The 16,497-nt window shown below is 38.9% G+C and carries 13 protein-coding genes; 2 read left to right on the top strand and 11 right to left on the bottom strand.

What is annotated here, in order from left to right; translation table 11 throughout:
- Nucleotides 1-6: 6 nt before the first annotated feature.
- Together TR08_RS20555 and TR08_RS20550 are read right to left on the bottom strand one after the other, a co-directional pair.
- Nucleotides 7-1,722, bottom strand: coding sequence for a GMC family oxidoreductase (locus tag TR08_RS20555; protein WP_045521489.1), 1,716 nt, complete (start codon nt 1,720-1,722; stop codon nt 7-9).
- Between the two features lie 47 nt (nt 1,723-1,769).
- The gene (locus tag TR08_RS20550; protein ID WP_045521487.1) at nt 1,770-2,525 is read right to left on the bottom strand and encodes a gluconate 2-dehydrogenase subunit 3 family protein; all 756 of its coding nucleotides are present in this window, start codon (nt 2,523-2,525) and stop codon (nt 1,770-1,772) included.
- Between the two features lie 111 nt (nt 2,526-2,636).
- On the opposite strand from TR08_RS20550, the gene TR08_RS20545 reads away from it, so the two are divergent.
- Complete coding sequence (locus TR08_RS20545) at nt 2,637-3,362, top strand: hypothetical protein (RefSeq protein WP_045521485.1); 726 nt, start codon at nt 2,637-2,639, stop codon at nt 3,360-3,362.
- A gap of 177 nt (nt 3,363-3,539) precedes the next feature.
- Here TR08_RS20545 and TR08_RS20540 read toward each other — a convergent pair whose 3' ends face one another.
- From TR08_RS20540 to TR08_RS20510, 7 genes are all read right to left on the bottom strand, one after another.
- Nucleotides 3,540-4,481, bottom strand: a complete 942-nt coding sequence (locus TR08_RS20540; RefSeq protein ID WP_045521484.1) for an N-acetylglucosamine kinase — start codon at nt 4,479-4,481, stop codon at nt 3,540-3,542.
- Nucleotides 4,474-5,997 (bottom strand): argininosuccinate lyase, encoded by a 1,524-nt coding sequence (gene argH / locus TR08_RS20535; protein ID WP_045521483.1) that lies wholly within the window; start codon nt 5,995-5,997, stop codon nt 4,474-4,476. The genes TR08_RS20540 and argH overlap by 8 nt, the downstream gene beginning before the upstream one ends.
- A gap of 22 nt (nt 5,998-6,019) precedes the next feature.
- Nucleotides 6,020-6,751: a creatininase family protein gene (locus TR08_RS20530; RefSeq protein WP_045521481.1), complete on the bottom strand. Its 732-nt coding sequence runs from the start codon at nt 6,749-6,751 to the stop codon at nt 6,020-6,022.
- A gap of 14 nt (nt 6,752-6,765) precedes the next feature.
- Entirely contained in the window at nt 6,766-8,493 is a 1,728-nt protein-coding gene (locus tag TR08_RS20525; protein WP_045521479.1) for an ABC transporter permease, read from the bottom strand.
- An 11-nt stretch (nt 8,494-8,504) separates the two neighbouring features.
- A complete protein-coding gene (locus TR08_RS20520) occupies nt 8,505-9,575 on the bottom strand; it encodes an ABC transporter ATP-binding protein (RefSeq protein WP_045521477.1) in 1,071 nt (356 codons plus the stop codon).
- A 148-nt stretch (nt 9,576-9,723) separates the two neighbouring features.
- The gene (locus tag TR08_RS20515; protein WP_045521475.1) at nt 9,724-10,812 is read right to left on the bottom strand and encodes an extracellular solute-binding protein; all 1,089 of its coding nucleotides are present in this window, start codon (nt 10,810-10,812) and stop codon (nt 9,724-9,726) included.
- A gap of 88 nt (nt 10,813-10,900) precedes the next feature.
- Nucleotides 10,901-12,106 (bottom strand): ROK family transcriptional regulator, encoded by a 1,206-nt coding sequence (locus TR08_RS20510; protein WP_045521472.1) that lies wholly within the window; start codon nt 12,104-12,106, stop codon nt 10,901-10,903.
- 388 nt (nt 12,107-12,494) lie between these two features.
- Here TR08_RS20510 and TR08_RS20505 point away from each other — a divergent pair, with 388 nt between their 5' ends.
- Nucleotides 12,495-14,996 (top strand): NEW3 domain-containing protein, encoded by a 2,502-nt coding sequence (locus TR08_RS20505; RefSeq protein WP_052427552.1) that lies wholly within the window; start codon nt 12,495-12,497, stop codon nt 14,994-14,996.
- A 240-nt stretch (nt 14,997-15,236) separates the two neighbouring features.
- On the opposite strand, the gene TR08_RS20500 is transcribed toward TR08_RS20505, so the two are convergent.
- Nucleotides 15,237-15,644 carry an HIT family protein gene (locus TR08_RS20500; protein WP_045521469.1) on the bottom strand — a complete coding sequence of 136 codons (408 nt, stop codon included), beginning with the start codon at nt 15,642-15,644 and terminating at the stop codon, nt 15,237-15,239.
- A gap of 195 nt (nt 15,645-15,839) precedes the next feature.
- Complete coding sequence (locus tag TR08_RS20495; RefSeq protein WP_045521468.1) at nt 15,840-16,403, bottom strand: class I SAM-dependent methyltransferase; 564 nt, start codon at nt 16,401-16,403, stop codon at nt 15,840-15,842.
- Nucleotides 16,404-16,497 lie beyond the last annotated feature (94 nt).

The raw sequence follows: 16,497 nt of genomic DNA, 5'->3' as shown, positions 1-16,497 counted from the left end.
AGTTATTTAAGCTAAAATCCCACCTTTTTGTTTATAGGATAAAATACCTTCAGCCGCCCGATAAGCGAATGCCCCGACTGTCCCGGTTGGATTATAGCCGCTATTATGCGCAAACGCTGTAGCGCCAACGACAAATACATTTTCAGCATCCCACATTTGCGAAAAATTATTTACAGCAGAGGTATTTGGGTCTGCTCCCATGATGATACCGCCTGTGTTATGGGTGGATTGATAGGTGGTAATATCATAGGGACCCAGTTCCTGCATCGTATCGATCTTATTAGCACCCATTTCTTTCATGATTTCTCTGCATCGATCCGTTAAAAACTTGGCCAACTGTCTGTCCTGCTCTTCAAAATCATAGGTAATCCGAATTAACGGATCGCCAAATTCATCCTTGTATGTCGGATCAAGGTCAAGATAATGATGCCTAAATGGCATGCTTGCGCCTTGTCCGCCCACGGATAAAACCCGATTTGCATATTTAACCGAATTTGCTTTAAACTCTTTACCCCATGTCGGAGTTCCTTTTGGAACTATGTTATTTGATATAGGTCGAAGCCCTGTTTGTGAAATGGCAATTGAGCCGCCATGAATAAAATTGAGATTAGAGTGATCAAAGTTATCTCCATTAAAATCATCCACCACCATGCCGAGAGATCCTGCACCAGCATAGGTATTAAATTCTTCTTTTTCAAAAAAGCCGGTCGCATTTCCTTTTTGGACTTGGTAAGCGTAATTTTTTCCAATCACCCCTGTCCCCGACACCGGATCATATGGACGACCAATGCCCGATTGTAATAATAAACGAACATTATTAAACACATAGCTTGTTAACACTACAATATCAGCAGGCTGTTCAATTTCTTCTCCAGTTGTTGTATCCACATACATGACTCCAGTTGCTTTATTGCCGGATTTCAAAACGCGTCTAACATTGGAATGCGTGCGAATCTCGAATTTCCCGGTCTTTTTTGCTACTGGTATAACGGTCACAACCGGGTCCGCTTTGGCACCATATTCACAGCCAAACCTTTCACAATAAGCACAATATTGGCAGGCAGCACGTGCTACCCCATCTGGATTGGTGTATGCTTCTGAAAGATTTGCGGAAGGTCGATTATAGGGATGTAACTTCAAGTTAGTTGCTGCTTTTTTAAATTTTTCAAGTGCAGGTGTTGTTTTCATCGGCGGGGTTGGATAGGGACTGGACCTCTTACCTGCAAGGGGGTTTTCTTCCCCTGAAATCCCAGCCATTTTTTCAAATTTATCGAAATAGGGCTCCAATTCATCATAGGTAATGCCCCAATCTTGAATGGTCATATCCTTAGGAATTTTGTTTTCACCATATCTTTCAATGGTTTTAGTGCGAATTTCAAAATCGTAAGGAAGGAAACGGTAGGTTTGCCCGTTCCAATGAACACCTGATCCCCCTAATCCCTCCCCTAATAGAAAGGAACCGTATTGCCGCATGGGCAGAGCACGGAGTTTTTCATTTCCTCTGAACGTAATGGTCTCCTTTGAGAGATTCTGCATCAAGTCATATCTAAGAGCATAGCGAAGTTCATCATGTACCATAAAATAATCTTCCGTTTTTCGCTCGATTCCTCTTTCCAATCCAACACAATTTAAACCTTGCTTGGTGAGCTCAGCAGCGATAATTCCGCCTGCCCAGCCAACGCCAACAATAACAACATCCACTTTCGGTAATTTCTTTGCCACCTCTTACACCTCATTCATCGTCGATTTAGTGCAAATTCAAAAATACATCAATGCCCAAGGTGATCTTTTAGACTTTTTGGAGGAATGACTGTAAATTCTTTATCAATCACTTGTGTATAAGCCATTTGACTACCTGGGTAATTCCGCATTTTCCAGCCTTCCATGTTTCGATTTCCACTGTATAATGGATCACTATAGACCCCTTCTAATGTGCTGCTTCTCAACATATTAAAAAAACCACTTGGGGAAATCGTTGTAAGGTTTATCTTGTCCTCTGCAAAATCTGTTAAAATATCGTTTTGCTCCTCTTCACTAAGTTCAACAAAATTCTTTTTGAACTTTGTTAAACTGTGATTTTGAAATTCACGTAAACCAATATCGAAAATTTCACGTCTTCTTAACCTTCCTTGGTACCCTTGAACTTTTTCACCTTTAAAGAATGGCGGTTGCATGTATTCTCTTGAATTAAAGCCCCAGTCCCCACTTAATTGATGATCGATAAAATAGGCAACACCCAAATCCTTTGCTCCAGGACCTTTATCATCAGCTGGGAAAATCCGCTCTGTTGCGGCCTCAACGATGTTAAATTGCTCGCGGGTAAAATACATTAATGCCAGATTATAGCTTTCAGAGGCCCCTTGGTTTTTAACTACTTGTGTATTTGTTGTTTTGTCTTTAAATGGGAGTAAACTGCCTAGTGCACCGCCTACAGCCAATCCCCCTACCGCAATACCAGAATTCTTAAGGAATTTGCGGCGAGAAAGTGATTCATTTTTTTCCTGTTGTTTGGATTTATCTGCCATAAAATCCACCTCCTACATTTAAAGGATAGATTACCCCAAAAAAAATCCATTCATACGTAAAAGTATGTTGGGCATAATAACTTTAAATTTATTGTTATGAGGTGGAAAATAATGAAAAATATCTGGAAATATGCGGGTATATCCTGTGCAGCCTTATACATCACTGCATGCTCCGGTCAACAGAATTTGATGGATGAAACCGTCAAAGCCGAAGAAGGTCATCGTGACATGCATGGAGTACATCAAACAAGTGTCTATGATAAAAGTATTTCAACAAGAAATATGAATGATGGCTTAATTATTCCTAGTGAAAACGGGGAAAAAAGACAAACAACGGATGAACATGGAGGAACCTCTCATGGAACAGGAACAAATGTATACAGCTTGATCGGTAGCTCAGGTTTAAATGATGGCGGAATTTCTTCTCATCTGGAATCGAGATTAGGAGGGGAAGGAATCAATGGGGTCAAGGTATTTGTATTAGATGACACAGTCATCCTTGCGCGCGCAACACCTGAGGTGACCTCCAATCAATACGATTCCATGCAGGAGCATGTCCTCAATAGTGTCGATGGAGTATCAAGAAAAGACCAAAATAAAAAAGTTCCTGCTAATATGAACAATACAGCTGCTCAAGATGTAGATGATAATCTCGACAAGGCAAAAAGTTATATGAACAAAGTCTTTAATGGAAATGTCCAAACCCTTACTATAACAAATCCCGAAGCAGTGGTGCTAATAGAAAAGATTAAAAACAATTTAAAAGCGGATTCTGTTCCATATGATACCGTATCACAAGATATTATTACGCTTGTTAAAATGACAAGGGAAAAATAAGAAGCAAAGAGACAGAGTCTATTTTGTTACGTTATAAGTAAAATTTTAGGTTTAATTATCAAATAAATACCATAAGAAAAACATTTATTAATAAGCAAAACTTGCCATATATTTGGCAAGTTTTTTTACTTTATTGCAGAGCCTTCGTCACCTGGTTTTGTTGTTTACCCATGACTGCTATCGTGATTTCAATCCACGCTTGATAATGTTGCGAATCGGTTCCTCGGTAGCAAGGATGAGATTAACCTTTGATGTGTATTGCTGAATGCTTTCTAGAACTTTGTTTTTTATATACGTATTATGATGGAATACCCCACCTTGTAAAATTAAATCAAAATCTTCCTGCTGGATATCAGCTTTTTCCATAACGGTTTTTATTAGGAGTATTAGTTCATCTGTCGCATGATCTAAAATACGTTTACTAACTGCATCTCCCAATTTATAAGCTTCATCCACGACAGCCGCAAGGGCTCCTACATTATCAACGGAATAAGAATCACTATAAGTCCAATTATAGAGATCTTCAATCCTATTGAAACCTAATTTATCCAATACAAGCCGCGTTAAAAGAGTTCTCTCTCCACGTCCATCCTGCATTTTGAGGACTGACTGGATCGCATGTTTGCCGATCCAATATCCGCTTCCTTCATCACCGACTCGGTGTCCCCACCCACCTGATCTGACAATTCGTTTGTTACCATCATGAGCATACACAATGGAGCCTGTTCCGGCAATTAAGAGTATTCCAGCTTTATTTTGCGTGGCTCCTAATAAGGCAGACAAGCAATCATTTTCTATTAGTAAATGACCAATCTTGATAGACAAATCAGTAACTACACGCTGAACGACACCTTCTACTATTTTTTCATCCTTTGACGTATCAATTCCAGCTAATGCAAATACTGCTTTTTCCACATTCACCAAACCACCGACTTCAGTAAATGCAGCAAGAACTGCTTCTATTAAAGCCTCTTTGGCTCCGTCCTCACCGACTACCTGATAATTAGATGCCCCTGCTCTTCCTTCACCAAGGATGGTTCCCTCAGCATTAACAAGAACAGCATGTGTCTTTGTTCCACCACCATCGACCGCAAGCAGTTCGATGGTGTTCTTATTCATCGTCTCCAGTCCATTTCGTAATAATGTCCTTAACCATAGAAGCTGATTTTGTCAGATGGTCTTGTCTTTCACTTAACCAGCTTGTTAAATCTTTCTGTTCCTTTGATCGCACATGGATTGTTTTTTCCATTCTACTTGGGCTTGGTCCGCCTTGTAAATCACGGATCTGAATGAAATATTCAGGGCTCAAGCATTGTTTTAAATCTTCTTCTGTTAAAACAGATTCCTTTCCTACTACATTTCTTGATTGCTCGTTTAAAAGTTCCAATGTTAATGATTCTAAAGACGTTTTTCCATTTTTCATTAACTCTTTAACCGTTGAACTTACAACATGGTGAGCCTGACGGAAGGATAGTCCATCCTTTCGGACAATGGTATCGGCCAATTCAGTGACGTTCGCAAAGCTTTCCTTAGCTCTTTTCAGAAGGGTTTCTTTATTTACTTCCATAGTGAGTAATACAGACGTTAATAAATCATAGATGCCACCGAGTCTTTCAATTGCTTTCCATATGTACGGTTGCATATCATCTTCTGTGTCAACAATATCTCCAAATGGAGTATTATGGACCATTAATAAGACTGTTTGACAATCTCCCGCTACACTAGATAAAAGAGCTCTCATATGCTCAATCGAAACAGGGTTTCGTTTTTGAGGCATGATAGAACTAATTTGCACGTATGGTGCGGAAAGAAGAAATGCACCATACTCTTGTGTACCCCATAATAAGAAGTCTTGCATGGATCTTCCTAAATTTAGTGCGGACAACTGAACTGCAGCAGCAGTCTCAGCTATATAATCTGCACCTGCAACAGCATCCCAAGCATTATCAATCATGTCCTCGAAGCCAAGGAGGTCTTTCATACGCTCTCGATTAATCGCAAATCCCGATGTTGTTAGGGCAGCTGCCCCCATACTACTGCGATTGACCGTTTTATAGGCGGCTTGTAATCGAAAGATATCACGTGTAAGCATATCAGTCATCGCATTTAAATAATGACTCAATGTTGTTGGTTGCGCCTGTTGGGTATGCGTATAACCAATCATCACCGTTTCTTTATGTTCGTCCGTTAATTCAATAAGGGCCTCGCGGAGTGTTAACGCCTTTTCCACCAATAGTAATAGCTTCTTCCGAAGTGTCATGCGGTAAATCGCAATTCCCATATCATTTCGGCTTCTTGCTATATGAAGGTTTCCAGCAATATCACCTGCATCCTCGATTAATGAATGCTCGACTTCAAAAAATAAATCCTCAAATTCACCGGTGTAGCTTCTTCTTTTAATATCTTCCATATCCAAGTTAGAAACGGCTTTGGCAATTTTTTGTGCTTCTTCTTTTCCAACAAGCCCTTGTTCTACAAGCATGATCAAATGGGCATGATGAATCTCCACCATTGAATCAATAAATTGTTGCTTTGCCTCATCATAGGCTGGTTCTAGCACCATGGACATATAGGTTCTAGAAGGAAAAGTTGTACCTTCCTTATTAATGATTTGTTCTCTGAGTGAGGTTTTCACTTTGGTCAATCCCTTCTGTCTATTAATTTTCAAGCCAGTTTTTGATTAACGCATTCATATTTGCTGTTGCTTTCTCAACGATTTTCTTCCCCTTTTCATAGGAGATTTGTTGAATAAGCCCTGTATAACCATCCCATGCCTTTGGAGTGCCCTCCACTAGAATGTATGGGTAGGATGAAAGCGAAGATACCTCTTTAAATTCTTCATCCTCTACATTTACATGGACCAAATCTGGACGAAACGCTTTAACAGCAGACATTTCATAAGGTCCACCATGTCCTCTTCCTTTCGTACCTTCAAATCCAATTTCAGCAGCAGCGTTTATATCGACCATTTGCCACCAATTTACCAGTAAGAAGCTTGCATCAACATGCTTACCAGTTACATATTCTGCTACTGTTCGAGAAACCCCCATATTTCCGTCATGTGCATTGAGTAGAATAATTTTTTTAATACCTTGCTCGATAATTCCCATCGAAATATCAATCAAATATTCTTGAATAATGCTGGGTCGAATCGGAATGGTCCCTTTATATTTGTTGGTTTTTCCGGGACAGGCTGTATAAGGAACGGTTGGGAACACAGCACCACCTAAGCTAGGATCAATCACGTTCGCAAATCCATCTGCTAACACAATATCCGTACCTAGAGGAGAATGTGGTCCGTGATACTCAAAGCTCCCTAATGGAACAACAGCAAATGTGGCCTGCGCAAGCGTATTTAGGTCTCTACCATGAATATCACATGCTTTCAACGAGATCTCCCCTTTTAAATAGCCGATCCTGCTTTTCCATCCGTTATCTTTTGCGAAACGAAAAGAACGGTAATAATCAGAATGATTTGTAGCACACCATAGGCGCAGGCCGTTCCGAATTGGAAAGCATACATTTTTTGGAATATCGCTACAGATAACGGCATGGTTGAAGTACTATAAATTAAGATTGAGGCAACAAATTCACCTATTCCTTGAACCAAAGCCAGCAAGGTTCCTGCAAGAATTCCTGAGAAAGCCATCGGAACAACCACTCTTCTAAACGAATACCACCAATTGGCACCTAAGCTGCGAGCCGCTTCCTCCACGGATTCATCCATTTGCATTAACGCGGCAGAAGTGGATCGGAAAATAAGTGGTAAATGCCGTACGAAATAGGCTAATGGTAAAATCCAGAATGTCCCAATTAACACTTGATTAAAGCTGAATACATTCGGTTCGCTGAATGCAGCTATCAAGTTAACCGCTACAACGGTACCAGGCAGTGCCCATGGAACCATGATTAATATATCAAGTAAGGCTTTTCCTTTAAACTTCGTACGAACCATGGCATAGGCCGCCGCCACACCGAACAAAATATTTCCGGCTGTTGCCACAAAACTCATCTGCAAACTGTTCCATATTGGACGCCAGGTTCGTTCATCTGTAAATAAATCAATATAGTGCTGCAATGTATAGGCGGTTGGGATAACTTGAACCGTCCATTCCCCGTCAACTGAAAAAGATATCAGGACAAGAACAAGGATCGGAAGCATTAAAATAATTACTCCTATAAATGAAAGAACCATAGACATATATTTTGCAAATTGGGAACGCAATTCGGTGCGATGAACACTGATTCCTTTACTTTGATTTTGATAGTTCCGTCGTCCTTGGTACCATCTCATCAAAATTAAGAAGGAAATCGATACAATCGATAGAATGGTAGATTGTGTTGCTGCCATATCGAGACTTCCATTTGTACGAGATAAATAGATTTGCATCGTCATCGTCCGTTCGACACCAAACATCAACGGTGCAGTGTATGAGGCCATTGAAATCATAAATACAAGTAAGGAAGATGCGATTAACGCTGGAGTTAACATGGGAAGGATGACCTTCAACCAAATGCGAATTCTTCCAGATCCAAGGCTCGTTGCGGCTTCTTCTAAGGAAGGATCCAGACCTTTAATCGCTGCTGCTGCCGTTAAATAAAAGTACGTGTACATAGTAAACGTATGAACGACGATGACACCCATAACACCTTTTAATGAAAAAGGTACTTTTTCGAGATCAAATAGTACCTGAAATGCCCTTGGGATAATACCGCTTTCTCCATAGAGAAAGGTAAAAGATAAAACACCCACCAGTGGCGGCAATGCCATCGGTACCAGAATTAAGACGGACAGAAGTTTTCTTCCTGGAAACTCGTATCGTTCCATTAAAAACGCCATGGTGACACCAACAATTGCACAGGTAATCACACTTATGACCGAAATATATACACTTGTCCAAAGCGCTTCAAGGTTGGCTGTACTTGTTAAACCAAAAAAACGTTGGTAATTTTCGAGAGTTGCCCCTTCCTCGCCCACTACACTTTGAAGAAAGGTTTGGTAAAACGGATAGATAACATACGCTAAAAGAACTAAAAATAGTGGAGAAATTAAAACATAGACAAAATATTTTGAACGTGTAAGCCGAGCCCACCAGTTTTCTTGCACGACCGTAGGTTGATTTGCACCCATTCTTTCACCTCCTATTCACCAATTAAGTAAATCCCTTTTTCCGGTACGTGAAGGGTAATAGAATCACCGCGCTTAAGGATCTCATTTCCTTTATTGATAATCATGACCTTCATGATATTAGAGCCTACTTTAACAACATAATTAATGCTTACCCCTGTAAATTCCACAAATTGAATGGTGCCTGTCACCTGGTTCGGACCCGAACCTTCAAATACGGCTTCAGGGCGAATCGAAACTTTAATAGATTCACCTACCGCTAGCTTTTTCCCATTTGCTGATTGTGACATACTTCCTTGAACGAAGATGTCCTCATCCAATTTAACCTTGACGGCATCAGCTTTTACTTCAACGACTTCAGCTTCAAGGATGTTTGATTCTCCAATAAAGGAAGCAACAAAATGATTGGTAGGTTGGTTATAAATTTCTTGCGGCGATCCAATTTGTTGAACGACCCCTTCCTTCATAACCATAATTCGATCTGACATCGTCATGGCTTCTGTTTGATCATGGGTTACATAAATCGTTGTCACACCTAATTCGACTTGAAGTCTTTTAATCTCTAGTCTCGTTTCCTCACGCAATTTCGCATCTAAGTTGGATAGCGGTTCATCAAGAAGAAGAATATCTGGTTCAATGACTAAAGCACGAGCTAAGGCAACACGCTGCTGTTGACCACCTGAAAGCTCATTAATTTTACGAGTCCCATATTTTTCAAGATGAACAAGCTTTTGGGCACGTTCGACTTTTTCTTTTATCACCGCTTTTGTCATTTTACGAACTTCAAGACCGAATGCAATATTTTCAAATACCGTCATATGAGGAAAAAGGGCATAGTTTTGAAAGACCATTCCAATATTCCGTTTATTTGGCTGCAGTGTCGTTACATCCTTGTTATCAAAGAGAATCTTTCCCTTTGATGGATAATAAAATCCCGCTATCATCCGTAATGTCGTCGTTTTTCCACATCCTGATGGACCTAAAAATGTAAAAAACTCTCCAGGTTTCACATCGATATCGACGTTTTCTACTCCTATGGCGGTTCCAAACATTTTACTAACGTGATCAAGTCTTACACTTTTCAACATAAACACCTCGCTGTTCTTAAAAATGAGCCAAAAAGAAAAGCCTTTATTAGGGCTTATTCTTTTACAAGGTAAGAAAGTAACTTAAATCCTTCCGACCTTGTAAAAGAGGGTGAAAAAACTCCTTCACCCCTTTTATTGTAATCTATTAATTTTTACCTTTAATATTTTCATCCCAATATTGCATCCACTCAGCTTCTTTTTCAGCCATTACACCCCAGTCAAGGTCTAATGACTTCAGGTCAAGCTCTTTATACCAATCTGGCATAGTGGATTTGTCGATATCTGTACGAGTTGGAATTTGATATAAATCTTTTGCTAAAGTTGTACGAGTTTCTGGATCAAACAAGAATTCATAGAATAATTTTGCGTTTTCAAGGTTTTTCGCATCTTTTACAAGTCCAACCGCATCTACTAAAATTGGTGCTCCACTTTCTGGATACACGAAATCAAATGGTTGGTTGAGCTGATTTTTTTGGATCAATATATCTTGTAGATTCCAAAGAGAAATCGAACCTTCTTGACGAGCAAGCTTTAAGTATAGGTTTGTTGGGTCTTGCGCATATTCTTTTGTATTGGCATCAAGCTTCTTAAGCCACTCATAACCCTTTTCAGGAGTATCTGCACCTTGTTCATGAATGATAGAAGAGTAGATGGTTCTCATGGTTCCTGATGCTAATACACCACGGATGATGATTTGGTCTTTCCACTTCGAATCAAGTAGATCATCCCAATCCTGTGGAGCTTCGTTTTTCTTAAGCATGTCAGAGTTGTACATGATTACTTCTGGCAGAAGCATTTCACCATACCAGAGGCCTTTTGGATCCTTATGTTCTGGTAAAATACTTGCATCAAAGCTTGGTTTAAACGGTTCTAACAAATCTTCATTTGCTGCTGTCATGAAAGCAGATTGTGTTCCACCCCACCAAAAGTCAGATTGTGGATTCGCTTTTTCCCCACGAACACGTTCAAGAACCTGCTGTGCTCCCATGGTTAACACATCAACCTGAACGTCAGGGTACTTTTCATTGAACATTCCAACAACCTTGTCTACTATCGTTTGGTCACGAGCAGTATAAATAACAAGGTTGCCACTTGGTTCAACTGTTTCTTCTTTTTTTCCATCATCATTTTCTTTCGCTGGTTTTTCCCCGCCTGAGGAACTGCTCGAACAGGCTGACACGAAAAGCATCAGTACAGCTATCAAGAAGACCAATAAATTTTTTTTCTTAAACATACTTCTCCCCCTATTAATGAATTTATTTATTCTTAAAGCAGGCAGACCTGCTAAGAACCAAAGGAATGAAAACTTGAATTGAAAAAACCTAATTCAAAATACTATCGTATTCCCGCATGAACAAAGAAACTGCCCCTAAAACTCCTGCATTTTCCCCTAATTGTGATCGAAATATTTCTACGGAACTAGGAAGGTATTGATGAACAATTTTTTGTAATCTTGGAAGAATGAAATCAGTTGATTTCATCACTCCTCCATCTAGAATAATGACCTCTGGATTTAATAGAGTAGCAGCATTGATGATTCCATAGGCTAAATGTTCAATGGCGTCTTCCACAACAGAAAGAGCGGTTACATCCCCTGCTTTCGCAAACGAGAAAGCCTGCTCACCAGTCAACTCCGTTTCTGCCGCTTCTGCAAATAAAGGATGACTCTTGTTTTGCTGGACAAGCTGTGAAAATTTTCTCCCAATCGCTTTTCCACCTGCAACACTTTCAAGGTAACCATATCGATGAAAGATTGGTTTAAACTCATTTTTCATATCATTTTTATCTGTAACCATATATCCAAGCTCCCCAGACGCATAAGAGGATCCCCGATAAAGCTGATTATGAATAATAATTCCACTGCCGATCCCTGTTCCCACGGATATAAACAGTACATTCTCTTTACTTTTAGCCCTGCCTAACCATTGTTCTCCAAGAACGGCTATATTGACATCATTATCAACATAAACAGGGAAGGAAAAGAATCGTTCAGCCTCTGTCAAAAAGGGATAACGAATCCATTTTAAACTTGGAGCTTCAACAACAACCCCCGTTTTCGTTTCTGTAATACCAGGCACTCCTACTCCCATGCCGAGAATCAAACCTTTATCTAACTCATTCCTTTGAGTCATCTCTTGCACTTCTTTTTGAATTTGTTTAAGTAACCCATTTTCTAAATGTTTACTAGTATTAAAACTGCTTGCACAAATTATCGTTCCCCCAAGATCAGAAATAACGGTTTTTACTTTGGTACCACCGATATCCACCCCGATTACATAGGCAGCCTTTTCATTAAAATAAAGATGAATAGGTCTTCTACCACCCTGTGAGGAGGATTCTCCGATGCCTTTTTCATGAACCCAGTTCTCTCTTACTAATTCATCGACCAGTAAGGAAACGGTTGGCTTACTAAAAAGGACCTTTTCCGCTATCTCTGCTCGGGAGATCGGTTGATGATTTTTGATACACTGCAAAACCATCTTTTTATTATTTGTCCGAATTGCAGCATTAGATAGTTTCTTATTCATAAACATCACGGCCTTAATGAATTTTGATAGTGTTAGTTAGTAAGTTTAACTAATTTAATTCCACTATACCTTAAATTGGAAACGTCTACAATAATAAATTTTTAAAATTTAGATAATTATGATTATTTTGTGAGTAACGAAGTAAAATCCATTCTTCTTAACCCTTATAAATACTGAGACCTATTACTTTAGCACTACTTCATTGGACCTAATTTCCAAATATCAGATAGTAATTTGGTAATATTTACAATATTCTGAAAGATAATATAATCGGACTTGTAAGTATTTTTATCTAATTAGTTAGTTATTTTTACTAACTAAAATACATATGAAGAAAGGAGATTCTGGAACGATTTTTTCACATACTAATGAAGGGGGTTTCACAAAATTGAAAAAACTTTTTTGTTTATTGATGTCCATTCTTTTAATTGCTTCCTTACTACCTCCGATAACTCTTGCACAAGAACAAAGTGAAGCTGATGTTGAGCTTTGGAATGTTGTTAAGCCTCTAGATACTACCGTTACTTTCTTAAATACAGGAGCACATCCAGACGATGAACGAAGTGACTTTCTTGCCTATTTATCACGTGGGTTAGGTGTGAAAACTGCTAGTTTAATTGCCAACCGTGGTGAAGGTGGTCAAAATGCCATTGGAAACGAGTTAGGAAATGCCCTTGGAATTATTCGCTCCAATGAATTGATTGAAGCAGCCAAGATTTTTGGTGTTAAAGCCTATCATTTAAGTGAAACAACATCTGATGCCATCTATGATTTTGGTTTTTCGAAATCACCAGTTGAAACCCTAACAAAATGGGGAGAAGAAGTAACGTACGAACGTTTGATCAAATTTATTAGAACGTATCAGCCTGATATAGTGATGCCTTCTTTCGAAAATGATGAAACCCAGCATGGACACCATAGATTGATGGCGATTTTATCCGAAAAAGCATTTAAAGATGCTGCCGATCCGAACATTTTCCCTGAACAATTGAAGAATGGATTACAGCCTTGGCAGATTAAAAAGTTTTATTTACCAGCTAATGCTGCAACTGCCACAACCTCTATTGAAATTGGTGACTTTGATCCAATCTACGGAATGAGTTATCCACAACTTGGTGAGGCATCTCGATATCTGCACAAGAGCCAAGGAATGGGAAATGATATTCCAGTTGCACCTAGAAAATCACATCTAAAATTAGTCGAATCAGCGGTCCAAACGGATTCAAATGACCTTTTTGCTGGAGTTCCGTACGACTTCCATGCATGGGCAGATATCGTTCCTGCTGATAATGTCAGCGAAAAATTGGATTCCTTACAAAACCAATTAGAAGGCATTATCAAGCTTTACCCAGATCGTGCGGCGATTTTACCTCAGTCACAAAAGGCTTTAGGAGATGTCCAAAAATTAATTTCTAACACAAAATCAGCAAAATTAGATGCTGCCGTTAAAAATGACTTACTTCATAAGCTTGCAGCAAAAGAAGAACAGCTACAAAAGGTTAGTTTCGTTGCTTCCGACCTTGCCGTTGATGTTGAAATCGGTTCTTATGTATTAACACAAGGTGAACAAACTCAAGTTAATGTTAAGGTTTCAAATGAAGGAAAACAAAAAATCAACCATATTGAAGCAGCTTTACTTACTCCTGAAGATTGGAAACATGAAGGTGTTAGTGAAGTAAAACATCTAAAACCAGGTGAATCAACAACGGTAACCTTTAATGTCACCGTACCTGCTAATGCTGAATATTACCAACCATACGGTGATGCAGTTCTTAAGGCACAACTAACATTTAAGGAAAACGGTGTGGAAACAACCTCTGTCATTGACTTAGATAATACTGTGAGTGTGCTCCCTAAATTCAGTGTTACACCTGACCCAGTGAATATCACTGTTAACACTGCCAAGGTACAAAAGGAAATTCCGGTCAATGTTAAAGTGAAAAACTATTACAATGGTTCTAATAACGGTACCGTTTCTTTGAATCTTCCTAAAGGCTGGTCAAGTCAACCAGCAGCGGCAGATGTCAGCTTTACGGAAAGAAATCAGGAAAAAGAAGTATCGTTCACATTAGTTCCTCCTACTACTGTTGCGGAAGGTAATTTTACAATCGGCGCCATTGCCAAAGCTGATGGTAAGACATTCAACACTACCGTACAAGAAATAAAATATGACCATATAAATGACTCTTTCTTCATGTACCCTTCGAATATTAACGGGGTTGCCTTTGAGTTATTAAAACCAGACAATTTGAAGGTTGGTTATATTGATAGCGGCTTTGACACCATTGCAGATTCATTGCTAAATGCTGGATTTGATATTACGAAGCTAACACCTGAAGACCTAGCAACCGGTGATCTTACACAATATGATACAATTGTTGCAGGAATCAGATCGACACTTGGAAGACCAGACATATTGTCAAATAATCTAAGGTTACTTGATTATGTCAATAAGGGTGGACATTTAGTAATGCAGTATGTTACTTCTGGAGATCCATGGAATAACAATCGATTCACACCACCATACCCATTAACCATCGGATCCCCTTCCATTCGAGTGCGCGTGACAGACGAAAATGCAAAGGTGACTGTGACTCAACCAGAACATCCGCTGTTTAACTATCCAAATAAAATTAATGATAGTGACTGGGATAACTGGGTACAAGAAAGAGCTCTCTACTTCCCAACAGCATGGGATGCAAACTATGAAACATTCGTATCGATGGCAGACCCTGGCGAAGCGCCTTTCAACAGCGGAATCCTAATGGCTAAATACGGTGAAGGAACATTCTTATACACCAACCTTGTATTCTACCGTCAAATCGGTGCTCAAGTTCCAGGAGGATATCGAATTTTCACGAACTTAATTAGCTACGGTGCAAATAACTAGGATCGTTTACTAGAGGTCTTATCTCAAACACTTTAATCAATTAGTGTTTGGAGGGCCTCTATAAACACTCTATTTAACACGTAAAAAAGCTCAGAGATTCTGAGCTTTTTTACGTGGCTTATTCCATTAGTAGCATAAAGTTAAAAAGGATAAGCATTGTAAACCTCTCCAATTTTTGAATGTTGATATTTTGTAGTTTCCTTTTTATCCCCATAGTTAATTCCAAGTTCTTGCACCCGTTCAATAACTTTTTCTTTTGTTCTCTTTACCTTTAAACATATACCGAATTCCTTTTCCTGCCAGAGCTTCATCTGCATACCTTGGTAAAACGTGAAAATGTGCGTGGAAGATATGTTGTCCACCAACTTCACCGCAATTCCAACCAAGGTTATAGCCTTGAGGTTGGTACTTTTCATCTAAATATTCTTTTACTTCTTTTAGAAGTGTGTATGTTGCATTCCATTCTTCACGAGTCAAATCAAATGCGGTTTCTCTATGTTTTTTTGGAACAATAAGACCAGCCCCTTCTAGTTGACTACCTCTTATTTCATATTGTTCCAACTGTAAAAACATACAATATTCATTACTAAAAATTACTCTTTGTTTGGGCTCTAGTTCTAGATTACAGAAAATACAATCTTTTACCATAGTAAAACTCCCTTGAAACTTCCTTTAATATTACTTAATTCCACTATATTATTGAAAAATCCTGCCTTGTTAGCCCAATTAGAAAAGGTTGTCACAACAGCATAGCCTCTAAAATTTCAGCTGACGTTAGTACAAAAAAGAAAGCTCACACCAATGTGAACTTACTAAAAAACATTGACATTTGTATATCAATTTTTACTGTTTCTGGCAAAATATCGATTGCCAACCTTCTTGTTCATTCTCTTCATAATAAAGAACCTTCCAATCTCTAAATTCAACTAACAACTCGTTTGACTTCAATTTATACTGATCGGATACTCCTTGATTTTTGGTAAATGGTGACTGATAGTAAGTTTCCATGAAGAAATACCCTCCATCTTTAAGCAGGTTCTTTACGACTGGAAACAGTGAACGATCTAGGTAATAGGACATAACAACAAAGTCAAAGGGGTTATTCTGCAAATTTAGAGTATCTAAGTCAGTTAGATCGGTTACTCGAGGTTGCACACTGAGATTATCTTTAACGGCATGCTCTTGGATGTAGTTGATAGCTACTTCGGAAATATCAATTGCCTCTACTTGATTGTTCATTCCAGCAAGGAACAAACTGTTACCACCAAGTCCACAAGCTATATCCAAAGCCTTACCACCTTCTTTAAAATAAGCTGCTAGCTTCTTCAATCTTGGATTTGGTTGAGGCTCCTTTATTTGAGTAATTCTATCCATATGTTTCAGATTCCATTTTTCTTTCGTGTTCATGCGAAAACCTCCTAAGTCTTTGGGGTAACTCTTTTCCTATTTTAGTAGATTTTAACATAATACTCTTAAATCTATATACAATTCACAAGCTATT

The sequence above is a fragment of the Neobacillus niacini genome (assembly GCF_000759675.1).
Lineage (GTDB): Bacteria > Bacillota > Bacilli > Bacillales > Cytobacillaceae > Neobacillus > Neobacillus niacini_A.
Note: the sequence above shows the minus strand (reverse complement) of the source record. Positions and strands in the feature narration are given on the sequence as shown.

Coding starts and splice junctions, on each gene's coding strand:
- TR08_RS20550 (WP_045521487.1), bottom strand. CDS start 2,525: ATGGCAGATAAATCCAAACAACAGGAAAAAAATGAATCACTTTCTCGC.
- TR08_RS20545 (WP_045521485.1), top strand. CDS start 2,637: ATGAAAAATATCTGGAAATATGCGGGTATATCCTGTGCAGCCTTATAC.
- TR08_RS20540 (WP_045521484.1), bottom strand. CDS start 4,481: ATGAATAAGAACACCATCGAACTGCTTGCGGTCGATGGTGGTGGAACA.
- TR08_RS20525 (WP_045521479.1), bottom strand. CDS start 8,493: ATGGGTGCAAATCAACCTACGGTCGTGCAAGAAAACTGGTGGGCTCGG.
- TR08_RS20515 (WP_045521475.1), bottom strand. CDS start 10,812: ATGTTTAAGAAAAAAAATTTATTGGTCTTCTTGATAGCTGTACTGATG.
- TR08_RS20510 (WP_045521472.1), bottom strand. CDS start 12,106: ATGAATAAGAAACTATCTAATGCTGCAATTCGGACAAATAATAAAAAG.
- TR08_RS20500 (WP_045521469.1), bottom strand. CDS start 15,644: ATGGTAAAAGATTGTATTTTCTGTAATCTAGAACTAGAGCCCAAACAA.
- TR08_RS20495 (WP_045521468.1), bottom strand. CDS start 16,403: ATGAACACGAAAGAAAAATGGAATCTGAAACATATGGATAGAATTACT.